The organism is Streptomyces sp. NPDC001889 (assembly GCF_053594535.1).
The window spans coordinates 406,229-431,301 of sequence record NZ_JBSFER010000001.1 but is presented as its reverse complement, the minus strand read 5'-3'; the positions used below and the strand labels follow the sequence as shown (position 1 = coordinate 431,301).

10 protein-coding genes are annotated in these 25,073 nt (G+C 71.0%); 4 read left to right on the top strand and 6 right to left on the bottom strand.

All coding sequences use genetic code 11. From position 1 onward, the window contains the following. Positions 1-2,424 (top strand): FG-GAP-like repeat-containing protein (locus ACWCRA_RS01890; protein ID WP_451066604.1); only part of this gene is annotated, 2,424 nt, incomplete at its 5' end. A 454-nt stretch (positions 2,425-2,878) separates the two neighbouring features. Continuing rightward, on the top strand, positions 2,879-4,126 hold the full coding sequence (locus ACWCRA_RS01885) for a cytochrome P450 family protein (RefSeq protein ID WP_451066603.1): 1,248 nt from the start codon (positions 2,879-2,881) through the stop codon (positions 4,124-4,126). Positions 4,127-4,226: 100 nt separating this feature from the next. Here the strand turns inward: ACWCRA_RS01885 and ACWCRA_RS01880 are convergent, their stop codons facing one another. The 4 genes from ACWCRA_RS01880 to ACWCRA_RS01865 all read right to left on the bottom strand — a co-directional run bounded on the left by ACWCRA_RS01880 (position 4,227) and on the right by ACWCRA_RS01865 (position 14,983). Further along, on the bottom strand, positions 4,227-4,451 hold the full coding sequence (locus tag ACWCRA_RS01880; RefSeq protein ID WP_451066602.1) for an RNaseH domain-containing protein: 225 nt from the start codon (positions 4,449-4,451) through the stop codon (positions 4,227-4,229). A gap of 351 nt (positions 4,452-4,802) precedes the next feature. After that, positions 4,803-7,163, bottom strand: coding sequence for a UvrD-helicase domain-containing protein (locus ACWCRA_RS01875; RefSeq protein ID WP_451066601.1), 2,361 nt, complete (start codon positions 7,161-7,163; stop codon positions 4,803-4,805). 41 nt (positions 7,164-7,204) lie between these two features. Next, the gene (locus tag ACWCRA_RS01870; RefSeq protein WP_451066600.1) at positions 7,205-14,239 is read right to left on the bottom strand and encodes a DEAD/DEAH box helicase; all 7,035 of its coding nucleotides are present in this window, start codon (positions 14,237-14,239) and stop codon (positions 7,205-7,207) included. Between the two features lie 162 nt (positions 14,240-14,401). Next, positions 14,402-14,983 carry an ATP-binding protein gene (locus ACWCRA_RS01865; RefSeq protein WP_451066599.1) on the bottom strand — a complete coding sequence of 194 codons (582 nt, stop codon included), beginning with the start codon at positions 14,981-14,983 and terminating at the stop codon, positions 14,402-14,404. A 147-nt stretch (positions 14,984-15,130) separates the two neighbouring features. Between ACWCRA_RS01865 and ACWCRA_RS01860 the strand changes: the two genes are divergently transcribed. Continuing rightward, positions 15,131-16,054, top strand: a complete 924-nt coding sequence (locus ACWCRA_RS01860) for a helix-turn-helix domain-containing protein (protein WP_451066626.1) — start codon at positions 15,131-15,133, stop codon at positions 16,052-16,054. After that, entirely contained in the window at positions 16,051-16,263 is a 213-nt protein-coding gene (locus ACWCRA_RS01855) for a DUF397 domain-containing protein (RefSeq protein WP_451066598.1), read from the top strand. Before ACWCRA_RS01860 ends, ACWCRA_RS01855 begins: the two co-directional genes overlap by 4 nt. A 70-nt stretch (positions 16,264-16,333) precedes the next feature. Here the strand turns inward: ACWCRA_RS01855 and ACWCRA_RS01850 are convergent, their stop codons facing one another. Both ACWCRA_RS01850 and ACWCRA_RS01845 read right to left on the bottom strand, forming a co-directional pair. Then, entirely contained in the window at positions 16,334-21,856 is a 5,523-nt protein-coding gene (locus ACWCRA_RS01850; RefSeq protein ID WP_451066597.1) for an Eco57I restriction-modification methylase domain-containing protein, read from the bottom strand. A gap of 73 nt (positions 21,857-21,929) precedes the next feature. Then, complete coding sequence (locus tag ACWCRA_RS01845; protein WP_451066596.1) at positions 21,930-25,061, bottom strand: SNF2-related protein; 3,132 nt, start codon at positions 25,059-25,061, stop codon at positions 21,930-21,932. Positions 25,062-25,073 lie beyond the last annotated feature (12 nt).

Sequence of the window (25,073 nt, the reverse complement as noted above, 5' to 3'; positions counted from 1 at the left end):
ACCCCGCGCACTCCGCTCCCGTACGGCATCGCCGTGCGCTGCCTGCTCGCGTTCGCTCTGGCCATCGTGTCCACGATCACCGTGCAGGCGAAGCCCGCCTCGGCGGCGCCCGAGACGCCCAGGGAGGTCGTGAGGGAGTACTCGCGGGTCGTCACCGCGATCCGCCGGGCGGCCCAGCGCAGCGAGGAGACCGTCGACGGCCAGGCCGGTGGATCGGTGGCCACCAGCAGCACCGCGGCGGCCCGTGGCCAGGTCCCGAATCCGCAGATGCGCCGTACCGGCATCCGCCTCTTCAGCCTCGACCGTCTGCGCTCCGACCAGTCCCCGGCCACGTCCTCGGTCAGCCTCGTCGTCCAGATGTCCGACCTCTATGTCCAGGGCTTCTACCAGCTGAGCCCCTCGGGCGCCGGAACGTTCTTCCGTTTCCAGGACGACTTCCCTCCGACGCAGGAACTCGTGGACCACCAGAGGGTCTTCGGACGGCAGGTGACCGAACACCGGCTGCCTTTCCGGTCCGCCTATGCCGCCATGGCCGGTGAGAACGTCTGGAACCAGTCCATCGCACCCGAGGGGCTGGTGCGGTCCGTCCAGGCGCTCACCGAAACCCATGTGAGCGTGGACAGCCAGAGGATCGCCGGCCAGTCCCTCGCCAGAGTGATCGCGACCGTCGTGGAAGGCGCCAGGAACGAGTGGGTCGCCGCCCGGGTCCGCGCCGCCTTCCTGCGCACCGACATGCCCGCCGGATTGAGTCTCACCAGTGTCAGAGAGGTCATTCAGGACTGGCGCGTCATCACGGAGCACGCGACCGCCGGCCAGGACTACCACCGGTTCGTCACGGGCGGCGTCGCCCTGGCGTTCACCGCCTACCGGCTCAGGAACATGCTCCAGATCCCCTGGTACCCCAAGCCGAACCGCGACCACTGGATCGGCAAGGTGCCGAGGCTGGCCGTGATGCCGCTGGGTGACTCGATCACCCTGGGAGTGGGCAGCGGTACCCGTACCGGCTACCGCCCCGAGATCGCCCAGCACCTGGCGGGCGCCGCGGACCGTCTGGAGTTCGTGGGCTCCATGACCGACCCCGACGGCACCCGCCACGAGGGCCACTCGGGGTGGCGGATCGACCAGATCCAGGCCAACATCGAAACCTGGCTCGCGGCGGCGAAACCCAATGTCGTCCTGCTGCACATCGGCACCAACGACATGAACCGCGACCACCAGACCAGTTCCGCACCGCAGCGGCTGAGCCGGCTCCTCGCCCAGATCCACGCCGCCTCCCCGGACACGGCGGTCGTACTCGCCTCGCTGGTCCCGGCGACCGACCCCGCGGTCCAGGCCCGGGTCGATGCCTACAACCGGCAGATCCCGGGAATCGTCGCGGCACGCGCGGACCAGGGGCAGCGGGTGGTCCAGGTCAGCATGGACGCGCTCACCCACGCGGACCTCAACGACAACCTCCACCCCAACAACGCCGGCTACACGAAGATGGCGGCGGCGTTCACCGGAGGCGTCCGGTCCCTGATCGAGAGGAACTGGGTCAAGGAGACCGTCGTCGTCAATCCCGCACCGCCGAAGGCGGCGGGCGCCCTCGGCGACTACGACGTGGACATCAACGGTGACGGCCGCGCCGACTACCTCGTCGTCGAGGACAACGGCGCCACCCGGGCCTGGCTCAGCTCCGGCGACGCCACGGGCAAGGTCCTGTGGACCGACCAGGGTGTCATCGCCACCGGCTCCACGCAGTGGACGGCGGACCAGGTCCGTTTCGCGGACATCAACGGGGACCAGCGCGCGGACTACCTCGTCATGGAGCCCAATGGCGCCACCCGCGCGCTCCTCAACACGGCGGATGCCTCGGGCAAGGTCAAGTGGTCCGACCAGGGTGTCATCGCCACCGGCTCCTCCTACTGGACGGCCGATCAGATCCGGTTCGCGGACATCAATGGCGACCAGCGCGCGGACTACCTCGTCATGGAACGCAATGGCGCCACCCGCGCCTATGTCAACACGGCGGACGCCACGGGCAAGGTCACATGGACCAACAGCGGCCATATCGCCACCGGTTCCTCCCAGTGGACGGCGGACCAGGTCCGTTTCGCGGACATCAACGGGGATCAGCGCGCGGACTACCTCGTCATGGAGCCCAATGGCGCCACCCGCGCGCTCCTCAACACGGCGGATGCCTCGGGCAAGGTCAAGTGGTCCGACCAGGGTGTCATCGCCACCGGCTCCACCCGGTGGACGGCGGACCAGGTCCGGTTCTCCGACATCAACGCCGACGGACGCGCCGACTACCTCATTGTCGACGCTCAAGGAGCGATCCACGCGTACCTCAACACGGCGGACGCGACGGGCAAGGTCAAGCTGACCGACCAGGGAGTCATCGCCACCGGGACGGGCAGCCCCGGGTCCCGGGTCCGCATCTGACCCCGGCGGGACACGGCACGGCTCGACGGCGCACACCGCCCCGAGCCGGCGCCCGCCCCGCCGCGCGGATCGCTCCGGTCGGCGTGCCGTGAACAGACGCCACCCGACCGCCCGTCGGAGCGAAACGTGCCGGCCCGGCCCCCCGCACGGGGAGCCGGGCCGGCACACTGCCGCTGGCACCGGCGGCACGGGGACCCGCGAGGAGCGGCTCCCCGCACACCGTCTCCATGAACCGTTCGCGCGATCCCGAGTCGGCCCAGGAACCGGACAATTGGCTGATTTACCTCTGTACGCTCCTGGGCGGGCGCAGCACAATCCGCGGTACCGATTCCCCGCCGTCGCCGCGACGTCCATCCATCCACGCACCGGCGCGACCCGGCTCCCGGGAGCGAGGCCGCGCACCGCCGTGGCCGCTCCCGCCGACGGGCCGCCCCCGTGTGACCGGAGGTGTCTCATGACCACCAGCCACGAGGTTTCCCTTCCGGTCCTCGACAGCGACGGAGGTGACCGGCTGTACGAGCAGATCGAGGAACTCCGCGCCACCGGGCCCGCCGCGCGGGTCCGGCTGCCCCAGAACGTCATCGCCTGGTCCATCACGCGCGGCGATGTCGTCAGACGGCTGGTCACCCATCCCGATGTCACCAGGGACGCCCGTGACACCTGGACCGGCTACCGGCCGGGTGCCGTCCCCTGGCTCTCCCCCTGGATCGACGTCCGCTCCATGGCCACCTCCGAGGGGGCCGAGCACTCCCGGTTACGGAGGCTGATCGGCCCGGCTTTCACCCCGCGGCGCATGGAGTCGCTGCGGCCCTCGATCGAGTCCACCGTCACCGACCTCCTGGACGGCCTGGAGGCCCTGGAGTCCCTGGAGAACGGCGCGGCAGTCGATCTGCGGGCCCACTTCGCGCACGGTGTGCCGACCCGTGTGATCTGCGATCTCTTCGGCGTTCCCGAGGACCAGCGCCCCGCCATGCTCTCCGTCGTCGACGCGATCCTGGCCACCGACGTCCCCCAGGAGGAGTCGGCGGGAGTCGCGAGCGGGCTGATCAGCGTCATGCACCGCCTCGTCGAGGCGAAACGCCGGGAGCCCGGCGACGACATGACCAGTCTGCTGCTCACCGCCCATGAGGGGGACCGGCTCACCGAGACGGAGCTGATCTCCACCCTGGTCCTGATGATCGGCGCCGGGAGCCAGACCACGATCGCGCTGATCGGAAACGCCGTCCGGGCGCTTCTCACCCACCGTGAGCAGTTGAGCGCGACCCTGGCCGAGCCCGCCCGCTGGGCCGATGCCATCGAGGAGACCCTGCGGCTCCATCCACCGGTGGTCCATCTTCCGCTGCGGTTCGCGATCCGCGACATCGATCTCGGCGAGGGCGTCACCATAGCGGCCGGGGAGGCCATCCTCATCGGGTTCGGTGCGCACGGCCGGGACCCGTCGTTCCACGACACCGCGCACGGCTTCGAGATCGACCGCGCGGACCGGGACCATCTGGCCTTCGGCTACGGCATCCACTACTGCCTCGGCGCCCCGCTCGCCCGACTGGAGGCCGCCATCGCACTGCCGGCCCTCTTCGACCGGTTCCCGGACATCGCCCTCGCCGACGAGGAGACCGCACCGGACCCGCAGCCGTCGTTCATCGGCAATGACGTCCTCGCCCTCCCCGTCCTGCTGCGCCCACCGGTCCGCACGGCCCGGTGAACCGTCCGAGGCCTTGTTGACACGACGCTCGGCCCGCAGAGGGTCGAATGAGCGTCACGGCTGTGCCAACCTGCGAAGCACCCGGCCGGGCATGCGGCTTTTACTGGGAGCCCTGCTCAGGTGTCGAACCCGGAGCAGGAGCGAGCGGAAGGATGTATTCCTCGGCCGGCTTTGCGAGATGCGGCGGGAGCGGCCGAGAGAGCGGCTGGTACTCATCGTGGAAGCGCGGTTGGTGAGCAGTGGCCGCTACCACGGCGGGGCGGTCCGGGGGCGTTTCGCTCCGTCCGGCTTCGATGAGCGCGGCCCTGGAGGGGCATCCCAGCACGTGAGTTCCAGTGCCTGAGGGTTCCAGGCCGTCGCTGCCGGTCCATGCGGCCAGTCTTTGTCGGGTACCAACGTGCGGAGGTCGCGCCGCGCTGGTCCCGCGGTCGGGGGTTCGCCGGCCGGTGTGCCCGACGGCGCAGCGCGTCTACGAAAGCGAACTGTTCTACGACGTCGCGTAGTCGCTGACAGATCATCAGCCTCGGAGTAAGGCACCACGCAGGTGAATCCGGGGTGGTGGCCGTGGAAAGACACCGGAGTCGGGGCGGGCGCAGGAGGCGGTCCCGTCCCGCGCCCGCCCCGACTCATCGACCAGCGCTGTCGAGAAGGGACTCTTCCCTCTTCGCGCGCCCGGTCAGGCTGCCGCCACCGACCGTGAGCCGGACGGCGGCCCGTCCGGCCCGAGCAGGTCCGTCGCCCGGAACGCGGTGGCATCGGCGTCCTGGGGCAGGAAACGGCTCGCCCTCCCGCTCCAGGTGACGACCAGCTCGTCCCGGGCGCGGGTGGCCGCGACGAACACCAGCGAACGGGCCCGCTGTTCCTCTTGTCGGTAGCGGTCCGGGTTGGCGAGCCGGTACTGCTCGATGCGCTGGTGGGGCACCTGTCCCTCGCCCACGGAGGTCAGGAAGACGCGCTGGAACTCGAGCCCCTTGAAGCGGTACATCGTGCCGATGCGCACGGCGTCCAGGTCGGAGCGGACCCCCTCTTTGCCGAGCGGGGCCACCGGGATGCGGGACGGGTCCCTGGCCAGTGTGTTCGCGAACTCCTGGGCGGCGGCTCCGTCGGGCACGGCGATGGCCATGGCCGAGTAGGGGGTGCCGTATCCGTCGTGACGTTCCCGGATGAGAGCGGCCACCGCGCGCATCTCGGTCACCCGGTCCGGTGCCCGCCAGAACTGCGGGGCGAGGCCGGACAGCACGGAACGGTAGCCGTCGAGTGTGTCGGTTCCGGTGTCCAGGTCGTCGAATTCGGCTCCCGCGACAAGGCGGTTGGCGCTCCCCAGGATCTGCCGGGTGGTGCGGTAGTTGAGCGTCAGCCGCCGGGACGCGCGGCCCCGGATCTCGATGCCCTGGTGGCCGAGAACGACGCGGGAGCCGTAGATGCGCTGGTGCGCGTCCCCCACGAGGAAGATGTCGTTGGGGCCCTTGCGGACCATGGCGCGCAGCATCCGCCAGTGCGAAGCGGACAGGTCCTGCGCCTCGTCGACGACGATGTGCCGGTACCGGGGGGTCAGCCTCATACCGCTGCCGGCCTCCCGGTGGATGAGGTCGCGGCCCCCCTGCTCCTCCTTGTAACGGGCCTGCTCCTCCACCCGGGCCATGCGCTGCTGCTCCAGGACGGCGGCACGGTCGGCGATGAGGGCGTAGGTCGTACGCCGCGGGGGCGCGTCCAGGTGGGCCAGATACGCCTGGACCAGCTGCCAGACGTCGTGGCGCTGGGCGGTGCTGATGCGGGGGCGGCCGGTGCGGCCGACGCGCCGGTAGAGATCCCACGAGCCGCACCGGTTCGCGAGGACGACATGCTTGAACTCCGCGTCGAGGAACTCCGCGTCGTACTCGAACAGACCGGTCTCGGTGCGCACGGTGTGCCACAGGTTCATCGCCGCGTCGTCGTCCAAGGGCCGGCCCAGCTCCGTGCGGGACTCCTGGGTGACCTCGCGGGCGAGGGTGTCCACGGACTTGACGTCGACCCGGTGCAGCAGTTCGTCGCCGCCCAGATCTCGCAGCCGCTCCCGCAGATCCAGGGCGAGATTGGTGTTGTAGGTGGTGAGCAGTACCGGCCTGGTGTGTCCTGCCGGAAGCCGCTCGACCAGCCGGCGGACCCGGTGCAGGGCGACGACCGTTTTGCCGGTGCCGGGGCCGCCGGTCACCTTGGCCGAGCCCTTGAAGTCACCGACGACGAGGCGCCGCTGCTCGGGGTGGAGGAAGAGCCGCCAGGCGTCGAAGCTCCTGCCGAGCGCGCCCAGCACTGCGTCGTCGTCGGTCTCGGCCTGGGAGACGGCACGCCGGGCGGCGCGGGCCCAGTCGCGGACGTCGATGGTGTCCTCGCCCTCGGGGCGCCACTTGTCCGTGACGACCCGGCGCACGTCCGCGGGGTCCATCCGGTCGCGCAGGGCGATCAGGACGTCCCGGGTGAGTTCGGGGAGGTTGTGGGTGAGCAGCGTGTCGAACTGCTCCTCGGTGGTGATCCTCCGGATCGCGGGCAGCAGGGAGGGCACCACACCGAGGCGGGTGAGCAGCTCGTCGTCGTGGGCGGCGAAGAGCGGTGTGCGCAGATTGGAGGGAACGGGGGCCGCCGCTTCCGCGGCCGGGGGCTCGGGCGTGGCGGCGGGGCCGGTGGCACCGGTCTCCGACCGTTCGGACAGGGCGATCACCTTCGCGCCGACCTCGCGCTGGTCGATGACCTCGACCGCGCCCGAGACGGAGTTGATGCCCACGGTGAGCCGGGTCAGCTCGTCACGGGCGAGGGCTCCGTCGCGTACGGCGAGGAGCTGCATCTCGTTCCCGCCGTCGGTGGAGAGCAGCAGAACGGCGCAGTGGGCGTCCACGGGCGCGAGAAAGATGTCGCCGTTGTCGCCCGCGGCGCGGAGGAAGGAGAGCCGCAGCGCTTTGTTGGCGCGGTCGGCCCGCAGCCGCCGGACGAAGGTGCCGACCGCGTCCCGCACCGCCCCGCCCCGGCGGCTGATGTCCTCGTTGGCCTGCAGGCTCGCCCTCACCCGCGTCCTGGCCGGTCCCGCGGGCCGTCCTGCCCCATGGTTCATCGCACATCCCCCTTCTCGCCCAGCAGCCGGGCGAGTTCCTCGACATTCCAGCCGTGCGGTGCGCGGACCTGCCAGCCGGCGGCGGCACACCGTGCCATGTACTCCGGGTCCTCGGCGTCCTCGGCCAGGACCACGCCGATCCTGCCGTCGGGCCAGGCGAGTTCGACGGTGCGCGGCACCCCGTCGACGTCCCAGCCCGCCTGACCGGCCGGTACCCGGCCACCGGCGGCGAGCCGTCCGGCGAACTCCGCGACGTCCGGGTCGCCCCACTTCGACAATTCCCGCAGGACCGCCTGCCAGGCGGTCCGCTCCAGGGGGGTCATGCCCTCGTCCGGCCGGAGCGCCGCGACCCCGCCTTCCCCGCCCTGCGGCACGGGCGCCGGTGCGGGCGGTGCCTGGACCGGGGCCTCTTCGCCGGCCGCTCCGTCGGGGTCGTCCGCCGGGGGAAGGAATCCCGTGCCCGGCACCTCGTCGCGCAGTGCGGCCAGCAGCCCGCCGGCCGGACCGGCGGTGGCGGCGAGGAGGGCGGCGTCGAAGCCGTCGAGCGCGGTGCGGGCCAGGGCGAGTCCGTCGGCCCGGCCGGAGCCCGCGGGGTCGAGGAACTGGATGATGTTGCCCCAGCACAGCCACGCCTTCCACCGGCGCCTGTGGTCGGGCCGGTCGCCCTCGACGGCCTCGGCGCGGTCGTCGAGTACGGCGAGGGCATTCCACCGGAAGCCCTTGCCGTCGGCCCGCCGGACACCGGCGAGGACCAGCGGCAGCCCGGAGCCGTCCTGGTAGCGCATCAGCTTGACACCCTGCCCCGCTACACGCGGCAGTGCCTCGTCGCGTACGGCGGCCTCGATCCAGCCGATGGCGGAGGAGGTGTCGGCGTCGACGAGTTCGCCCCGGCGCAGCGCGGCGGGCGCGCTCACGGCGAGCTGCGCCAGCCGCTGCCACTTCTCCGGCCGCGGGTCGCGCAGAAACCCGAGCAGGGAGGGAACGGCCCCTTCGTACAGCAGGGCGTCCACCTCCGCCGGATCGCGCCTCAGCTGTGCCCACTGCTTGCGCACCATGGCCCCGGGGCCCGACTCGCCCGCCACGTCGTACGGCGGCCAGGCCGCGTCGGCCGCGGGTCCCGCTATGACGGCGGCGAGCGGGTCGGCCGCCGCGTCCGCTCCCGGCGCCGGCGTTTCCTTCAGCGCCCGGTCCCAGGCGGCCACATCGTCCCAGGTGATCTGCCAGACGAGTATCCCGTCCGCGCGCAGCCGGGCCCGCTTGGCCGCGTCGGAGGCGATCCGGTTGGTCCGGGACGAGGCATGCCAGCGGTAGCCGTCGAGGTAGACGGCGATCGGCAGCGGCGGCGCCCCGTCACCGGCGGTGTCCCCGGCGACCGGACGGAACAGCAGATCGGGCCGGGTGCGATAGCCGTCCAGATCTTTCTGCGCGACGACCTCCCAGCGCACCGGCGTCCCGCCCGGACGGCCGAGGACGAACCGCTTGCCCTGCCTGCCGGTGGGCGTCTCGGCGTGTTCCGCCGCGACGGCGTTGCCCGGGGCGGCGAGCCAGCGGTCGAGGCATTCGACGAAGCGCCGTTCCAGATCACTCTCCGCCTGGTCGGCGAAGCGCAGTACGGCGTCGGGGGCCTCCTTGCGGACGTCCCAGCCGCTGTGGCCGTCGGTGCCGAGCAGACCGTCGAGCATCCACAGGGCTTCCCGCCGTTCGACGTCCTTGTAGTCCCGTTCGGGCGCGTACGGCAGCAGACAGAGGTGGCAGGCGCGGCGAGGCCCGTCCTCGCAGGGGCACTCCCGCAGCCGCTCCTGCGCCGCCGCGAGGACGGCGCGGAATTCCTCTCCCTCGCGGTCGACCAGCCGCTGGAGATAGCCGGTTCCGCCGGGCAGGGCGTCGTACAGCACCAGGTAGTTGCGGGTGAGCCCGGTGTCGCGGTCGGGCTCGGTGGCGGCGGCGGAGCGGATGTGCGCGGGGTCGCCGCCATAGCGCAGGGCCAGGCCGAGATGGAGTGCGGCGGAGAAGGAGGCGAGGCGTTCGGGCACGTTCAGGGTGGCGGCGGGCAGCAGGATGCGCAGGGCCTCCGTGCGGTGTTCGGTCGCGGTGATGACCTGGACATCCTCCGGCCTGGCCTGCTTGTCACGTCGCCGGACCGGGCACCAGGGCCGGTGGTGGGCCAGTTCGCCCCGGCCCAGCAGGGACTGGCTGATCGATTCCTGCGTCGGTCCGTGGCCCGGCTCGCGGTCCGTGGCGCCGCCGCAGTGCGGGCAGGCGGTGAAGCCGGTGATGACCTTCTCCTGGCCCGCGAAGAAGGTGTCGGGGCGCCGTCCGTGCCGGGCCTTGCCCAGGTTGAAGCGGCGGATGACGGCCTCACGGACATGGTCCACGCCGAAGGTGGTCCGCTGGTGCCGCCAGGTGTCCTTGATGTCGGCCGGGGCGACATCGACGGCGGTGGCGATGGTGTACGCCGTACTGGTGCGGCTCTCGCGGTCGTCGACGATCCGCGCGTCGTCCCGCTTGTCGTGGGCGGTGACCTTGCGGACGACGATGACCCGGTGCAGTGCGGTGCGCCCGCCGATACCGGGTCCGCCGCAGCGGGGGCAGGGCGAGGTGTCCTGTTCGGCGCTTTCGCCGGTGCGGACATGACCGCACTCCTTGCAGACCCGCCAGGTCCGCAGACCGACGGGGGTGCCGGGCGCGTCCCGGCGCTCGGGACCGAGGTCGAAGCCGTCCACGACGTGCCGGTAGCCGCGTACGTAGTAGGAGTTGCCCGGGGCGAGTTCGGTGAGCGCGGACTCGGCGGGCCGTTCGTAGACGCGCGGCTCGGTCCGCCAGCGCGCCTTGGGGGCGTCGGCGTCATCGGCCGCGGCCCCGCCCTTGCGCGCCTTGGGCGGCGGTTCCTTGTGGCTGAGCATGGCCTCCAGCCGCACCCCGTCCTCGACCAGGCTGTAGTTGGGCAGCAGCCCGTGCTCGACGAGGAAGCCCTGGGCGCCGGCCTGGGCCAGCTCCTGGAGCCGCGCCGCGACACCGGCGGCCTCCCGGACCAGACCACGCTTCTCCCGGGCCTCGTCCTCCACCGTCTCCTGGAGCGATTCGGCCGCCTCGTTGATCATGAAGCGGCGGCGGGCGAGTTCGGCGCGCTCCTCCTCCCACGCCTCCTCGGCGGCGCGCAGGCCGTCGGCGAGCCCTTCCCGCGCATGCCGGCGCAGGGTGGCCCGGGCATCGCGGGAGACCCCGGAATCGGGTACTCCGTCGATGGCGGGGAACAGCCGCAGAAAGTCCTCGACGAGGTGGGCGTGGGCGAGGGCGGTCTCGCCGAACCGCCCCAGCCAGCCATTGCGGCCCATCAGCTGGGTGACCCGGTCGGGCAGGGGCGGCAGGCCCCCGAGCGAGCCCCGGGCCGCGCGGTCGATCAGATACGCGGTGTACTGGCGGGACAGCAGCTCCCCCGCGGACAGGAAGCAGCCGGGCGGCAGGATCGGTCCCGCGATGAGGTACCGGGGCTCGGCGAGATGGTAGAGCGCGCGGGGGCTGGTGTCGGCCAGGGAGACCATGAACGCGTTGCCTGTGGCGCGGCCGGCCCGGCCGACGCGCTGGACGTAGCCGGCCGTGGTGGGCGGCAGGGATGCGAGGATCACCGCTTCCAGCTGGCCGATGTCGATGCCGAGTTCGAGTGTCGGGGTGCAGGAGAGGACATTCGGGTCGGTGTGCTTCAGTCCGCGCCGGAAGCCCTTCTCCACCTCCTCGCGTTCCTTGCGCTTGAGGACACCGGTGTGTTCGGCCGCGACCACGCTGTACGGCTCGGCCTCCCGGTACAGGCGCCGGTAGTAGTCGGAGCGGTAGTCGCGGGCCGCCCGGCCGCCGACCTCCTCCGAGGGGCGGGCCAGTACTCCTTCGCAGCGCTTGAGCGGGCAGCGCGTGCCCTGCCACACAGGGGCGCGCTCGGGTGGCACGGTCTGGGTCCAGCCGCACTCGCGGCAGGTGAGGGCGGCGAGCCGGGTCTGCTCGTCGTCCAGCGGCCGTACCCGCACATGCCCGGGGGTGAGCCCGTACACACCGTGCCCCTGCATGCTGTCGGCGGGGTTGGTGCGCCGCCGGGCGAGTGCTCCGATCCGGTCGTCGGCCAACTGCTCGAAGAGCTGCGCCAGATAGGCCCCCGCCGCCTCCCGGTCGAGGCCGAGGCAGCGCTGGGTGAAGTCGACGTACCAGCTGTCGCGGGTGTCCACCCGTTCGAAATCGGTGCGTCCCGCGCGGGCACCCACCAGCACGAACGCCGGTGCCTCGGAGAAGCGTCCGAAGGCGGGCATGCCCTCGGGGCGGCCCGTCGTCACGGGATGGCGGGTGCGGCCCTCCTCGTCGATGAAGGAGTCCAGCCAGACATGGTGGATACCGCCGACCCGCCGGATGTGTTCCAGCAGACCGCGGACGTACCCCTCGAACCAGCGCAGCCGCTCCGGGCCCTCGTCGGGCGGGCCGGCCCTGCCCGCCCCGGCACCGTCCTCCAGCGGCAGCTGGTCCTCCCACTTCGCACGGAACAGGGATGCCGCCGCCTCCGCCGCCCGATCGGGGTCGGGCAGATACACCTCGGCCGCGACCGTGCGGGTCAGCTCCAGGGTCCTGCCCAGCCGGGAGTGCAGACCGAATTCCAGCAGGGTGTTGAACGCGAGGCGCTCACCGACCAGTTTCCAGGTCGGCCGGGGAATCCGCTTCTTCCCGGCCAGCAGACGGCTCACCCGGTCGATGTCGTGCAGATCGGGCGGTACGACGGAGGCGAGCAGCCGGTCCTCGTCCGCGGCGGCCCTGGTCACCAGGGAGGAGATCAGTTCGTTGAGCGGTACGCCGTCGGCCGCGAACTCGCCTTCCGCACCGGCCCGTTCCCTGAGCTGGTCGTGGATGAGAGAGCGCAGCGAGAACTTCCAGGAACGGCTGGCCACGAAACCCGCCCGGTGCGCCGCGTCCTGCACCGAGTCGTTGAAGATCAGTGTTCTGCGGCGGTCCCGCTTCTGTTCGTCCTGTCGCGGCAGTTCGCCACCGGTGAAGAGCTGGGTGACGACGACGGAGGCGAGCGGCGCGACACCGGCGCCGAGGAAGCGGATGCCCTGGGCCTGCCCGCAGGCGGGGCAGCGGTCCTCCTTGGCGTACTCGCCCTGCTCCTGGTTGTCGAACCACACCCACACATAGACGCCGTTCTCCGGCGCGGGGGCGACCGGACCGCCGTCCCCCTCCGGCAGGACCTCGTCCGGGTCCAGCCGGCGCAGATTCCGGCCGTTGTCCTCCAGCACCAGCAGGCTGGCGTCATGGGCGGCGCCCCGCCGGGCGCGCCTGGCCGCCCGGCGGGCCAGCAGCGCCCGCGCCTGCTCGGCCGCCTCCGCCGGGGTGGCGGCGATCATCGCCCGTACCCGCCCCTTGGCGGCACCGCCCGTCACGGCGGCCCGGTAGATCAGCTCAGGCGTGTGCTCCAGACTCTGCGGGTCACGGTCGGGGCAGATCGCCGCCCATCCGGAACGCCCGCAGTCCCGGCAGTACGCCGCCGGCAGCCGCCCGGAGCCCCGCACCCGCCGGCGCCGCTCCGCCTGCGCGGCCAGGGCGACCGACATCCGCCCGGCCTCCGCGCCCCGCTGTTCGGCGAGCGCCGCCTGATCCCCGTCCGACCAGGAGAAGACCGGCCGGGGCGCGACGAACCGCAGGACGCGGGAGAGCGCCCGCAGCCACAGATGGGTCTCCACCAGGAGCAGGGGGCGTTCCCGGCCGTCGGGGGCGGGTACCGGGTCGCGGGCCACGGAGATCAGCGCGACGAAACGGGCCAGCGCCGTGGCGGCCTCGGCCGGCTCGCGCACGGCCGCGGACCGCCAGGCCGAGGAGTCGGGGAACGACTCCAGGGCCTCCACGGCGGTCAGCGGGGCGTCCTTCGCCCGCAGCAGGGCGTGGGTGAGCGGGTGGGCCAGCAGCCGCCGCCCCAGCTCGCGAGGGTCGCCCGTGTCGCAGCCGACGGTGGCGCGCGCCACGGCGTCCAGGCCGCCGGGCGTCGCCGCCGGGTCCGGCAGCCCCGCCAGCTCGGCGGGGGACGGCAGGGGCAGCGAGTGGTCGACGGGGGAGAGGAACTCCTCGGCTTCCCGCCGCTCCTCCCCGATCACGGCGTCGTCGGGGAAGCGCACCCCGAACACCTGGGAGGCCACATCGAGCATGGCCCGCGGCCCGCCCCCCGCCCCACCCGAGCCGAGCGTCGCCGATGTCGCCACCGGGCAGACCTTCCCCAGCGGCCTGGTCTCCTCGGCCGCCCCGACGACGGCGGCGAGCCTGCGCAGCAGCATCGCCACGTCGGTGCCCTGCGCCCCGTCGTAGGTGTGGAACTCGTCGATGACGATGTACGCCGGATCGGCGTCCAGCCACAGGGGCGCGTCCTGCTGCCGCTGGAGCAGCAGATCGAGCATCTTGTAGTTGGTGATCAGGATGTCCGGGGGGTTCCGCCGGATCTCGGCCCGGTCCACCATCACCCGGCCGTACGGCGTCGACCCCTGCGCGGACGCCTCGCCGATGTACAGGCCCGCAGTGACCTCCCGCAGCCGGTCGTCCCTGTCGAGCAGATCGCCGAGACGGTCCGCCTGGTCACCGGCGAGGGCGTTCATCGGATACAGCAGAACGGCCTTGATCCCGGCCCGCCCGGCCGCCCGCTCCCGCCGGCAGTGGTCGAGTACGGGGATGAGGAAGGACTCCGTCTTTCCGGAGCCGGTGCCCGTGGTCACCAGCGTCGGCTCCGGCCGGTGACCGTCCTTGCTGTTCAGTCTCGCGAACGCCGCCGCCTGGTGGGCGTAGGGCGCCGGGAAACCGGCCGGGTACCAGTCCAGATGGCGCTCCCAGCCGTCCGCCGCGGGCCGGAAGGGGCGCCGGACGCGCAGATAGGGACCGCGGAAGAGCCCGTCCGCCGGGTCGGTGAGGAAGTCCTCCAGGGCGTCCTGGGTGTCGGGCTCGGCCAGCGCGAAGGTCGTCGTCAGATACTCGACCGTGGTGTCGCGCAGTGTCTGCGCGGCGAGTGTGGGTCGCATGGCGTCCCCTGGCCCCCGTCTCCCGTTGTCGTCCCATGAGCGGTGTCCGATCCGACCGGCCCCACGGCGGAACAGGGACGATCGGGATCGATCACGCTCCACTCTACGAGGCGGCACCGACAGTGCCGCCCCCTTCACCGTGATCGGCCCGGAAGCCCGGGCTCAGGACGGCGCCGGGCCGGGCAGCGGGTACTCCGCCCACACCGTCTTGCCCGGCCCCCCGGGGCACGGGTGCCAGCCCCAGCGGGCGGCGAGCAGTGAGACGAGGAGCAGCCCGCGACCGCCCTCCTCGTCCCCGGGGTCCCCCGACTCCTCGGGGTTCCCGGGGTTCCGCAGGGTGCCCGGGTGGGGAGGCATCCGTTCGGCGCGGGTGTCGGTGACCTCGATCCGGGCGGTCCGCCCGGTGGGTCCCGACCCGGGAGAGAGCGACGCGGGGGCGACCGGTGCGGTGACCACCCGCAGCCGGAGGTGGAAGTCCCGCCCGGGGACATGGCCGTGCCGGACGGCGTTGGTGCTCAGCTCGGCGGTGATCAGCACCAGATCGTCGTGCGCCGCGGTGCCGTACGGGACACCCCACTCGTCCAGCCGGTCCGCGACCAGCCGCCGGGCCAGCCGGGAACCCCGGAGGGTGGAGGTGAAACGCATGACGAAGTCGGGCTCGTACGGATCGACCGTGGTGATCAAGTGGTGGGAGGTGCTGATGGGGAGTGTGGTTCGGCCGTGATGGTGGGGGTTGCTCGTCATGGTCACCAACGTCCTCGCGGTCGCATAGCGTGACCAGAGGTGACGCACCGACGTGGTGGATTTGTACGCGTGAGGCCGGTGTTTGTACGCGGGGCGCGGCGTGACGGTGCCCGGGGCCGGACGTTGATCCGGGGAGGAGGTGGCGTGATGACGGACAGCGGGACGACTCCGGTCGAGCGCGACGACGAGGGCGGGAGTGATGGAGGGGGCGACGTCGCGGGCGGTGCCGGATCCGCCGGCGACGGAGGCCGTGCTGGGCGGGCGGTGGACAAGTCCGGTCAGGGTGTGGCCGTGGCATTCGGCCAGAGCATGAAGACCCTGCGGGTACGGGAGGGTCTGGAGCGTGAGGAACTGGGCCGACTGCTGGGCTACTCGGCGTCGAGCATCGCCTCGTTCGAACAGGGGCGCCGCATCCCGCCGCCCCGGGCGATCGACCGGGCCGATGAAGTACTGGGGGCGGGTGGCCTGCTGACGGTGTGGAAGGAGCAAGTGGAGCGGGCGCAGTACCCGGTGTTCTTCCAGGGGATGGCCCAGCTGGAGAAACAGGCGATGGAGCTGCTGATGTACGACACATTGGTGGTCAACGGGCTGCTCCAGACCGAGGAGTACATGCGGGCACTGCTGGGGATGCGGCGTCCGCCTCTGGACCTGGAAACCACAGAGCAGCGCGTGACCGCACGACTCGCTCGGCAGGACATCTTCGATCGGCGCCCTGCACCGCTTTTGAGCTTTGTGATGGACGAGTCGGTGTTGCGGCATCGGTACGGCGGATCGGGAGTCCTGCGCGGACAGTTGGAGCATCTTCTTCTGATCGGCCGGAGGGGCAATGTCGAGATTCAGGTCATGCCGACCGACTGTGAGGACAACGCCGGTGTGAACGGCCCGTTCACTGTTGTCACGCGTAGGGATGGCAAGAGATTCCTGTACGTGGAGGCGCAGGTGACCAGTTCGCTGGAGACCGATCCCGAGCAGGCGGCTCTTGCCGCCGCCCGCTATGGGATTATCCGCTCACAGGCTCTCACCCCGCGAGAGTCACTGAAGTTCATCGAGAGGTTGCTGGGAGAGCTATGAACAACGCTGAGTCCGCTGCCGCGTCCAACCTCGCCTGGTTCAAGAGCAGCTACAGCGGAACCGAAGGCGGTCAGTGCCTGGAGGTGGCGGCCGGTGGGGGAGCGGTCCACGTCCGTGACTCCAAAGTGCTGGCCGGGCCGGTCCTCCAGATGTCGCGCGAGGCATGGGCGGGCTTCGTCGGGCTCGCCTCGTCGGAGCGGCACGTCTGACAGTTGTCGATACGGGAGAGCCCTGCCGGTCCATGACGGACGGCAGGGCTCTCCTGTGTACGGGTACGGCTCAGGCGGCCGTGTCCTCCGGCGGCTCCGTGTCGCCGGGTTCCCAGCCGGCCTCGCGCATCCGACGGCTGAACTCGTCATGAGCGGCGCGCATCTCCGCCTTGCGGTCGGCCCGGTAGAGAGGACCGGTGTACCCGTCGGGGAGGGTGTAGTCGTTCGGGAACGCCTCGTGCGAACTCAGCGTCCTCCAGGCGTCCTTCGGCTGACCGTACCCGTGCTGCTGATGCGCCTTCGCGATCCGGCGCCCCTCCGCGTCGAACCACATGCTCTCCTCGTACTGCGTCAGTACGGGGAAACGGGCGTCGTACATCGCCACCAGCTCGTCCTTGCTGATGCCCAGCCAGACGGCGACGAGAGCGTCGATCTCCACGAGCGCGGCACGGCGGGCGAACTCGGCGCGGAGGGGGGTGTCGCGAGTCCAGGCGGGACCCACGTCGTCTGCGAGCGGGGGTGTGCTCTTGGGCCACTTCTTGGCGGCGGCCCAGGTGTCGTGCTGCCAGGCGGGGTCGTACAGCTCTTCCCAGAGGGGAGCGTAGGCGTTGGTCTGAGCATTGAGGCGGAGGGTGCGGAGGAGGAGGGCGGAGGCCAGGGGGTGGCCTGGCGCGGGGGCAGGGAATCTGGAGACCTCACCAACGCGCAGGTGGCCAATATTGCTGACTCGCAAGTAGTAGTCACTGGCAAGCGCAGACAGCATTCCGGAGGCCAGTACGGTGTCCCGGTTGCTATCGAGGGCCATAGTGTTGACGAGGTCGATATGGGTCGGTCCGGGTGGCAGCAGAGCAGGAATGAGGCTTCGCTCCGTGTTCGTGGCGATCATTACTCGCCATGCCACACGGTAGAACTCAGAGCATCGACGCAAACTCACCTCTTGCAGGAATGCGTTGACAGCCAGATTCGGATTCGTTTCCTCGTTCTCGGGATCGGCGCCCTTGACGCTCGTCTCTGCAGCGGCAACTGCTGCCGGATTACCCCAGAGCTGTGAGAGTCGGTCGTAATCTACCCACCGATCCTGTGCGGCAACAAACCTTGAACGCTCGCCCGCAGGGTGGTAGTTCGTCCGAGGGATTGCATCGATCGCCAAGTTCATATGGTCCCATGGCTCATAATCGCGCATGCTCTTGGAGCCGCCCTCGGGTGGCTGTTTATGATAGGGCGTGGCGATATTGATCAGGGGTCCCTGGAGGATGAGATCCTGCCAGCTTTCAATGGCGCCAGGGGTCCAGGTGAAGTATCCAGCCTTACGGTCTGTTGTCTCGTAAAAGCCGATGCTTACGCGCGGGTTGAGTGTGCCGAATCGATGCGACCACTGTGCCAGAGTGGCGAGCGCCCCTTCCTCCGCCTGCGTGACCGGGAAGACCAATTTAGTCCGTTCAGCGGCGAGTGGATCGGTCTCTCCAGTCAGCTTGCCCCACTGGGCCAGGCGTGACTGGTTCACCATGATGATTCGATCCTTGTGCGGTCGGAGATCCCACTTGCCCTCATGCTTTACGCCCGGTAGTGGATCTTCATCCCTGTCGTGCCTTAGAGACTTGACGAGCACACTCGGGTGTAGCAGCCAGCTCATGTGCTGGAATGAGATTTCACTGTCCTTGCCGTACACGTTGAGGCTGAAATGAGTGCTGTTGTTCACCGGATGGGCGAAGATGAGCAACTCGTTGGTGAAGTCGGCGTGAAACCGAAGATGTCGATAGGCGGCTCCGCGCAGCACCGCTTCCTTCGATCCGGTCAGGTGCGTTGACGGATGAATCAGTCCCGCTGTTCCATGCTCGCCAATAGCCCTCCACCCCAACAACATGAACGCCCGATACATATCCGGACGCGTCCCCACCAGCTCCGGATATGTATCAACGGAGGACAGGAACTCCGAAACGCCCGCCACGGTCCCCAGCTCGTCCAGATAGAACGAACGGTGCTTGGGCCTGCTCAGCGTCTCGGCCACGTTCCGTGCCCGGTTGGCCTCGGCATCCTTTCCGCCCAGGACGAACCACGGCTCGATCTCCGCAAGGACGGCGTTCTCGTCCCACTCCTGCCGGACCCACGGCGGATTCCCCACCATCACATCGAACCCGCCCTCCGCGAACACATGCGCGAAGTCCAGCTCCCAGTGGAAGAACCCCCGGTCCCGGGCGATCGACGCCGCCGTCTCGTACCACGGGAACGTGTCGCCGAGATCCAACGGCCGCGCCCACGCCGTCGACTCGATCATCTTCGCGTCGAGCTCCAGCTCCTTCGTGTCCAGCTGCTCCAGGCTCTTCACACCCTCGAACGAGAGCAGCGAGACCTGCCCGTTCTCCCCGGTGTCCACATCCACCCGGCCGACGACCGACTCGGCGAACTCCAGCCAGTCGTCCAGCGACGTGAGGGCGACCCGGCGGCGGGTGCTGTCCTTCGGCAGGGTCCGCAGGTCCTCGCCGTTCGACCGGTAGTAGTCGTCGTCCGAGCCGTCGAGCTGGCCGATCGCCTCCAGCGGCCAGAACCAGAGCGCGCACCAGGTGTCCATGAGCTGCTTGAGCCGCCAGTACGGGGTGCCCGTGCGCTGCAACGCCTCCAGGACGGCGTCCCGGTCCATCGACGCGCGGCGCGTACCGGTGTCGTCGTTGGCGGGGGCCGACGCGCCCCAGATGTCCACCTGCCGGGAGATCTCCTGCTCCGAGAGGGTCAGCCGCATCACGACCAGGTCCCACAGATACTCCACCCGCCGGGCGAGCCGCATCAGCCGCCCGGTCTGGGTCTTCTCGCCCGGCTCCCGGTCGTCGTCGGCGGAGGCGCGGACCGTACTGCTGGAGGCTGTCAGCGCCGGCTGGTCCCAGATCTGCAGGCCGGGGCCGAGGTCGAACGCCCCTTGATCCGGGGGCGCGGCGGCGACGGTCCGGGGCCGCGTCCCCTCCCGCTTCTCCCGCTCGCCCTTCGGTTTGCGCCGCATCGCCGAGCGCCACTTGCGCAGCGCCTCCACGAACGCGGGCTCCAGCCAGTCGGCGACATCGCCGTCCACGACGGCCTTCACCGTCTCGTCCGGGGTCCCCTTCCCCAGTGTCCGGACGGACACCTTCTCCCCGATGGAGCCCCACCCCATGGCGGGCAGCAGGAACTGGTGCACCTCCCGTGCCTTGAGCTTCTCGCCCAGCGGGACATGCCTCGGCTTCTGCGGGGCCTTCCCGGTCAGCCAGCCGCCGTCCTTGAGGCTGTTGCCCGGATAGACCTTGCGGGCCGCGCCGATCAGAGAGTTGCCCGGGTGGAGGTGGAGGCCGTACCAGGGAGCCTTCATGCCGCGGTACATGGTGTTCAGCCACAGGGAGATCTCGGCCAGCTCGACGGCCGTCTCGTTGAGGTCGACACCGTAGGCGTTGTGCAGGGCGATGTACGCCTTCACCTTCTGCAGTTCGGCCTGGTAGTCCTCGGGGTCGATCTCCACACCCCGCTCGCGCTGGGCCAGCCGCAGATACAGCTCGGCGAGCTGGTTGACCGCCTCGTTGAGGAACGCGCCGGAACCGAGCGCCGGTTCGCACACCCGCCACCGCAGCACGTCGGCGGCGTTGACCCACGCCTTCTCCGGCTCCTTGGGGTCGACCGCGCCGTCCTCGTCGAGACGGAAGCGCAGGGTCTGCTCCACGGTGGCCTGGGTGAGGGACTCGGGCGTGTAGTACGAGGCGCTGGTCTGGCGGTCGCGGCCGGCCAGCCGGTACACGTATGAGCCGACCTTGTGCGGGATCGCCACCCGCTCATTGGTCTGCGGGTTGATGTCCGTCTTGACGAAGACACTGTCGTCGGGGCCGTCCGGATAGCGCCCGGAGGCCACCTGCGCGGGCCGGATCAGCCAGGACCCGCCGCTCGGGTTGCCGCCCTTGGCGACCTCGTACAGCGGCTCGTCGGCGATGAACCCGGTGTAGGACATCAGCCCCTCGTACACCGCGCCGAGATGGTTGATGCTGAGATTGCTGTACGAGATGAAGCCGCCCCGGCCGCCGCGCCCGCTGCCCTCGACGACCGTCAGATGGCGCAGCACACGGTGCAGCACCTTGTTGCGCAGCCGCAGGTCGAGACGCCGGGCCGTGTCCGGGACCGGGCCGTCGGAGACGGCGTCGTCGGGGTGGACGACGACCTGGTCGACCAGCTTTATCGTGGCGGGGTCGAAGAGGCGGGAACGCAGGGCCTCGATGCGCACCCCCTCGTAGCCGTCGTCCTCGGACAGTGAGGCGGCCCCGCCGCCGGCGGGTGGCGGCGCGTCCCGGGAGGTGACCGTGACGGCGACCGGGTGTCCGGTGAAGACCTTGTCGAAGAGCAGCGCCAGGGACTCGTGGAAGTGGTGGCGGTCACGGGAGGCGCTGGACAGCTTCTCCTGGACGACCAGCTCGCGCAGCCGGGCCACGCTGTAGCCGGAGGCGTACTCCGCGCTCCGCATCGGCAGGATGTCGAGTTCGGGGCGTGCCTCGGCGTACAGCAGGAACAGGATGCGGTAGAGGTAGCGCAGCGACTCCTTGGTGAGCACCCGCTGGAGCGAACCCGGCTCGGCGAGCGTGCCGGGGAGCCACACGGGCAGGTCGCCGGGGGCCACACCCTGCCTCTCGGCCAGTTCCAGGACCTCGTTGGCGATCAGCTGGACCGATTCCTTCAGGCCCTCGCGCAGTTCGGCGGTCACCCCGACGGAGTGGTCCCGGGACTCCGCGACCAGACGGGCGATGTCGTCGTCGCCGCCGTCCTCGGCGGGGCGCAGTGCCTGCGCGCCGAACAGGGCCGCGATCACGTCGAGTTCACCGGCCGCGGCACCCTTGACCCCCTTGCGGGGCAGCGCCACCTCCAGGCTGACCGCGAGATGACGGCCGCGGGAGTAGTTGTCCCGGTCGGTGAGGACCATCACCCCGCCGAACAGCAGGAGCGCGTACCGCGGGCCGTCGTCGGAGGCGAGCAGCCAGGCAGCGAGGTCCGTGACCGTGGTGAAGGTCCGGCCGGAGGTCACCCGGACGGGGGCGGGCAGCAGATTCGCCGTACCGTCTCCGCGGGTGGCCGCGATGTCGTCGGCGAAGCCGCCCGTCAGCACCGCGACGCCCGGCTCGCTGTGGGCGACGGGCACGGCGACCGGTCCCGCGGCGCCGTGCACGACGAGGTGTCCGGGGCGCGGGTCGAAGCCGAGGGCCTTGAGGACGCTCGTGTGCCAGCCGTCCAGGCCCGTCCGCCACACTCCCTCGGGGGTGTGGCCGTGGACGCGCGGTCCGGCCGCCGGGCGGAAGGCGGGCTGGTCGTCCGGGCCGTCGTGCCCCTTCAACGCGTCGGTCGCCGCCTCCTGGAGCGCCTGTGCCCCCGCGTCGGGCATGGCGTTGAACTTGTCCGCCTCGCCGCCGACGGAGAGCCGCACGTCGAAGTAGCGGCCGGAGAGATCGCGGAGCCCCTGGCGGGGAGTGGGGCGGCCCTGCCGTTCCGCGGCCGTCCACTCCTTGAGCCGGCCGGTCCTGAGCTGCTTGGGCAGGATCTCGTCCAGGTAGAAGGGCGGGAAGTACTCGCCCTCGTTGATCAGCGCGTCGAACTTCACGCTTGCCGCTCCTGCCGGATGACGTGACGGGTGGGACGGTGGCCGGGTGCCGCGCCGGGCGCGGTGGCGGGGGTCATGAGCTGGGCTCCAGGGCGGCGAGGATCCGGACCATCGGCGTGTTCCCGGCGGTCCTGAGCCGCGTCGCGGCCTTCTCCAGATTCCCGGCGGCCCGCTCGCGTGCTCCGCGACCGCCGCTGAAACCCGGCAGGGGCTGGGCCCGCCAGAGGCCGACCCGTTCCTCGTACTCCCTCAGGGGCCGGTCGACGAGTTCCTCCGCGTCCCCCCGGCGGCGGTCCAGCTCGTCGCGGGTGGCGGCCACGGCCCCGGCCACATACCGCTGGAGCGCGGCCGGGTCGCCCTCGGCGAAGTGGTCGGGCATGTCGGGACCGAGGCCGAGCTGCTCCAGGAGCGGCCCGGTCAGCTCCCGTACCCGGGGCTCCGTGTCCGTCCCGTGGAGCCGGTCGACGGCGAGATAGGCCACCACCGTAGGGCGGCCGTCCCGGTTGGACCACACACCCTGGGTGAGGAACACCGGATCCGGTACGCGGGCGCGGTCCACCTGGAGCACCGGCGCCTGCTGGCGGCCGAGCTGGACCAGGACCTTGTCCGTGATCCACTCCAGTACGGGGTGCAGCTCGCCGACGTAGTGGGCGTCCGGCCAGAGCGACCGGGAGTCGGCGTCCTCGCGGGCCCGCCTCAGCGAGTCGGCGGCGTCCTCACGGCTGAAGGTGAGCTTGACCCGGCTGTTGATGCGGTGATCGCGCAGATAACCGGGGGGCAGCACATCGAAGCGGTCGGCAAGGTCCTCGGGGGTGTCGAAGCTGAGGTCGGTGCCGTCCACGGTGGTGTCGAGACGGAACGACTCCAGATCGGCCAGCTCCTCCAGACCGGCGAGAACATAGTCGCGGCGGTCGGTGAAGAGCCGCAGCTCGTCGACGAAGCGGAGCGGGGCCGGGGCCGCCCGGTCCGGCGCGGTCGTGGCCTGCGCCGCCTCGTCGGCCGGGGGGTCGGAGACCTCGTCGAAGTCGAAGCCGGCATCCTCCGGGAACTCCGCGTGCTCCGTCTCGAAGTCGAACCCGAAATCGGAGTCGTCGTACGGGTCACCGTCCGCGCCGAACTCCGCGTTGAGCCGCTGGGGCAGTGGCAGCTCCGCCGGAGCCGATCCGGCTCCGGACAGCGGGACCGCCTCCAGACCGTCCACCGCCTGCTGCGGCGGCGCCCCCTTGAACAGCGCCTCCATGACCCGCCGCTCCTCCAGCGCGCCGTCGTTCTCCTTGGTCGCCGCCTCCACCGCCCCGAGGATCGCATGCACCCGCTCCTCACGGGCGAGGACCTTCTCGGCGATGTCGGTGTCGTCCAGCGCGCCCTCGACGGCGGATTCGAGGATCATCGCCCGGAACTCGGGCCGCTCGCTCTGGCCGTACCGGTCGATACGGCCATTGCGCTGCTCGACCCTGATCAGGCTCCACGGCAGGTCCCAGTGGATCAGATGGTGGCACTGGCGGTGCAGATTGACGCCCTCGGAGGCGCCGTCGCCGGAGAGCAGCAGGCGCACATCGCCGCCGGCGCGGGCGAACTCGTCGACGTACTCCATCTGCACCCTGTCCGATACGCCGGTGCTGTGCAGGACCTTGACCGCGGCCCCGGCGTCGTCCGGGTCCGTCCAGCCGAGCAGCGGCGGCAGCACCCCGCCCAGCCAGTCGAGGGTTTCGCGGCGCTCGGAGAAGACGACCGCGCGGGTGGGGCTGCCGGCCTTCACCCCGATCGTGCGCAGCTCCTCCACCAAGCCCGCCAGCTTGGACGCGGCCTCCGTGTCACCCCCCGTGCTCGCCGACTCGATGGAGCGCGCCAGCTCCATCAGACGCAGCAGCGAGGCCGCCCCCGGGGTGCCGGGCTCGACGCCGGAGAGGGGCGCGTCGGAGATCCGGTGCTTCTCGGGGAGGACGTGCCCGGTCCTCGTGAGCCGCTCGCGGGCGGTGGCGAACAGGGCCCGGTGGGACGAGAGGAATGACTTGAGCAGGACATACGGGAAGAGATGATCCTCCGCGCCGCCCCCGCCCGCCGTGCCGGCGTTTTCGGAGGGCCGGTTCAGCCAGTGCTCGGCGAGCTCCTGGAAGACCTGCTCCTCCAGCGGATTCGCCCGGCGGTGGACGGGCCGGGACTCCCCGCGCGGCGCCCAGTTCTTGAGCTGGCCCGCGACCTCGGCACTGACCTTGGTGCGGCGCACCATCAGATGCTCCAGCTCCGCGGCCTTCGGGTCGCGGGGGTCCTTCACCGCCATGGGATCGAGGAGACGGATCAGTCCGGTGAAGGCGGGCATGTCACCGTTGTGCGGGGTGGCGCTGGCCAGGATCAGCGCGTCGGTGCGCTCGGCCAGCAGATCGGCGAGGGCGCGGCGATCGCTGCCCTGGTTGATCAGGTTGTGGGACTCGTCGATGACCACGGCGTCCCAGTGGATGTGTTCCAGCCACGGACGGTAGCGGCGGGGGTTCTTCAGCGTGTCCATCGAGATGATCACGCGCTTGTAGTACGTGAACGGGTTGCGCCCTGCCGGGATCCGCCGTTCGATCCGGGCGATGCCCGCACTGTCCAGGCGTACCAGTGGCAGGGCGAAGCGCGTCCACATCTCGTGCTGGAACTGCTCCAGGACCGGGGCGGGGGTGACGACGAGGATGCGTTCGCCCCGGCCGCGCCTGATCAGCTCGCCCAGCAGGGCCCCGATCTCCAGGGTCTTGCCGAGACCCACCACATCGCCGATCAACAGCCGTGGCCGCAGCGGATTGGCCAGCGCCTTCGCGGCGGGCCGCAGCTGATAGTCCATGCGGTCCAGGAGGAACCCGTCGGCCAGTGCCAGTCGGCGTTCCGTCTGCGGCAGCGGGGTCTTGCGCAGCACCGCCTCCAGGAAGAGGCGGCTGCGCCGGAAGTGCGGCGAGCCGTCGGTGATGAGCCGGGTGTCCTCCGGACGCAGCACACGGGGCCGGTCCATCGTCGGGGTCAGGAACCGGGCCTCGTGCCCGCGCACCAGGTCGGAGGCGCCGACAGCCTCGATCAGGAACTCACCGGCCCGCACCTCCCGGCTGCTGCGGACCATCCACTCCTCGTCCCGTACCTCGATCACCGTGCCGGCGGGCGGAGGGCCCCCGGGTGCCGCCGGGGCCTGGGCATCGGTGCGGGCCTCGGGGACACCGGGCACTGCGTCGTGCATCGGGGGTGGTCC

What these genes read in the sequence shown, in the direction of transcription:
- ACWCRA_RS01885 (WP_451066603.1), top strand. Translation starts at nt 2,879, where the DNA reads ATGACCACCAGCCACGAGGTTTCCCTTCCGGTCCTCGACAGCGACGGA.
- ACWCRA_RS01870 (WP_451066600.1), bottom strand. Translation starts at nt 14,239, where the DNA reads ATGCGACCCACACTCGCCGCGCAGACACTGCGCGACACCACGGTCGAG.
- ACWCRA_RS01865 (WP_451066599.1), bottom strand. Translation starts at nt 14,983, where the DNA reads ATGACGAGCAACCCCCACCATCACGGCCGAACCACACTCCCCATCAGC.
- ACWCRA_RS01860 (WP_451066626.1), top strand. Translation starts at nt 15,131, where the DNA reads ATGACGGACAGCGGGACGACTCCGGTCGAGCGCGACGACGAGGGCGGG.
- ACWCRA_RS01855 (WP_451066598.1), top strand. Translation starts at nt 16,051, where the DNA reads ATGAACAACGCTGAGTCCGCTGCCGCGTCCAACCTCGCCTGGTTCAAG.
- ACWCRA_RS01845 (WP_451066596.1), bottom strand. Translation starts at nt 25,061, where the DNA reads ATGCACGACGCAGTGCCCGGTGTCCCCGAGGCCCGCACCGATGCCCAG.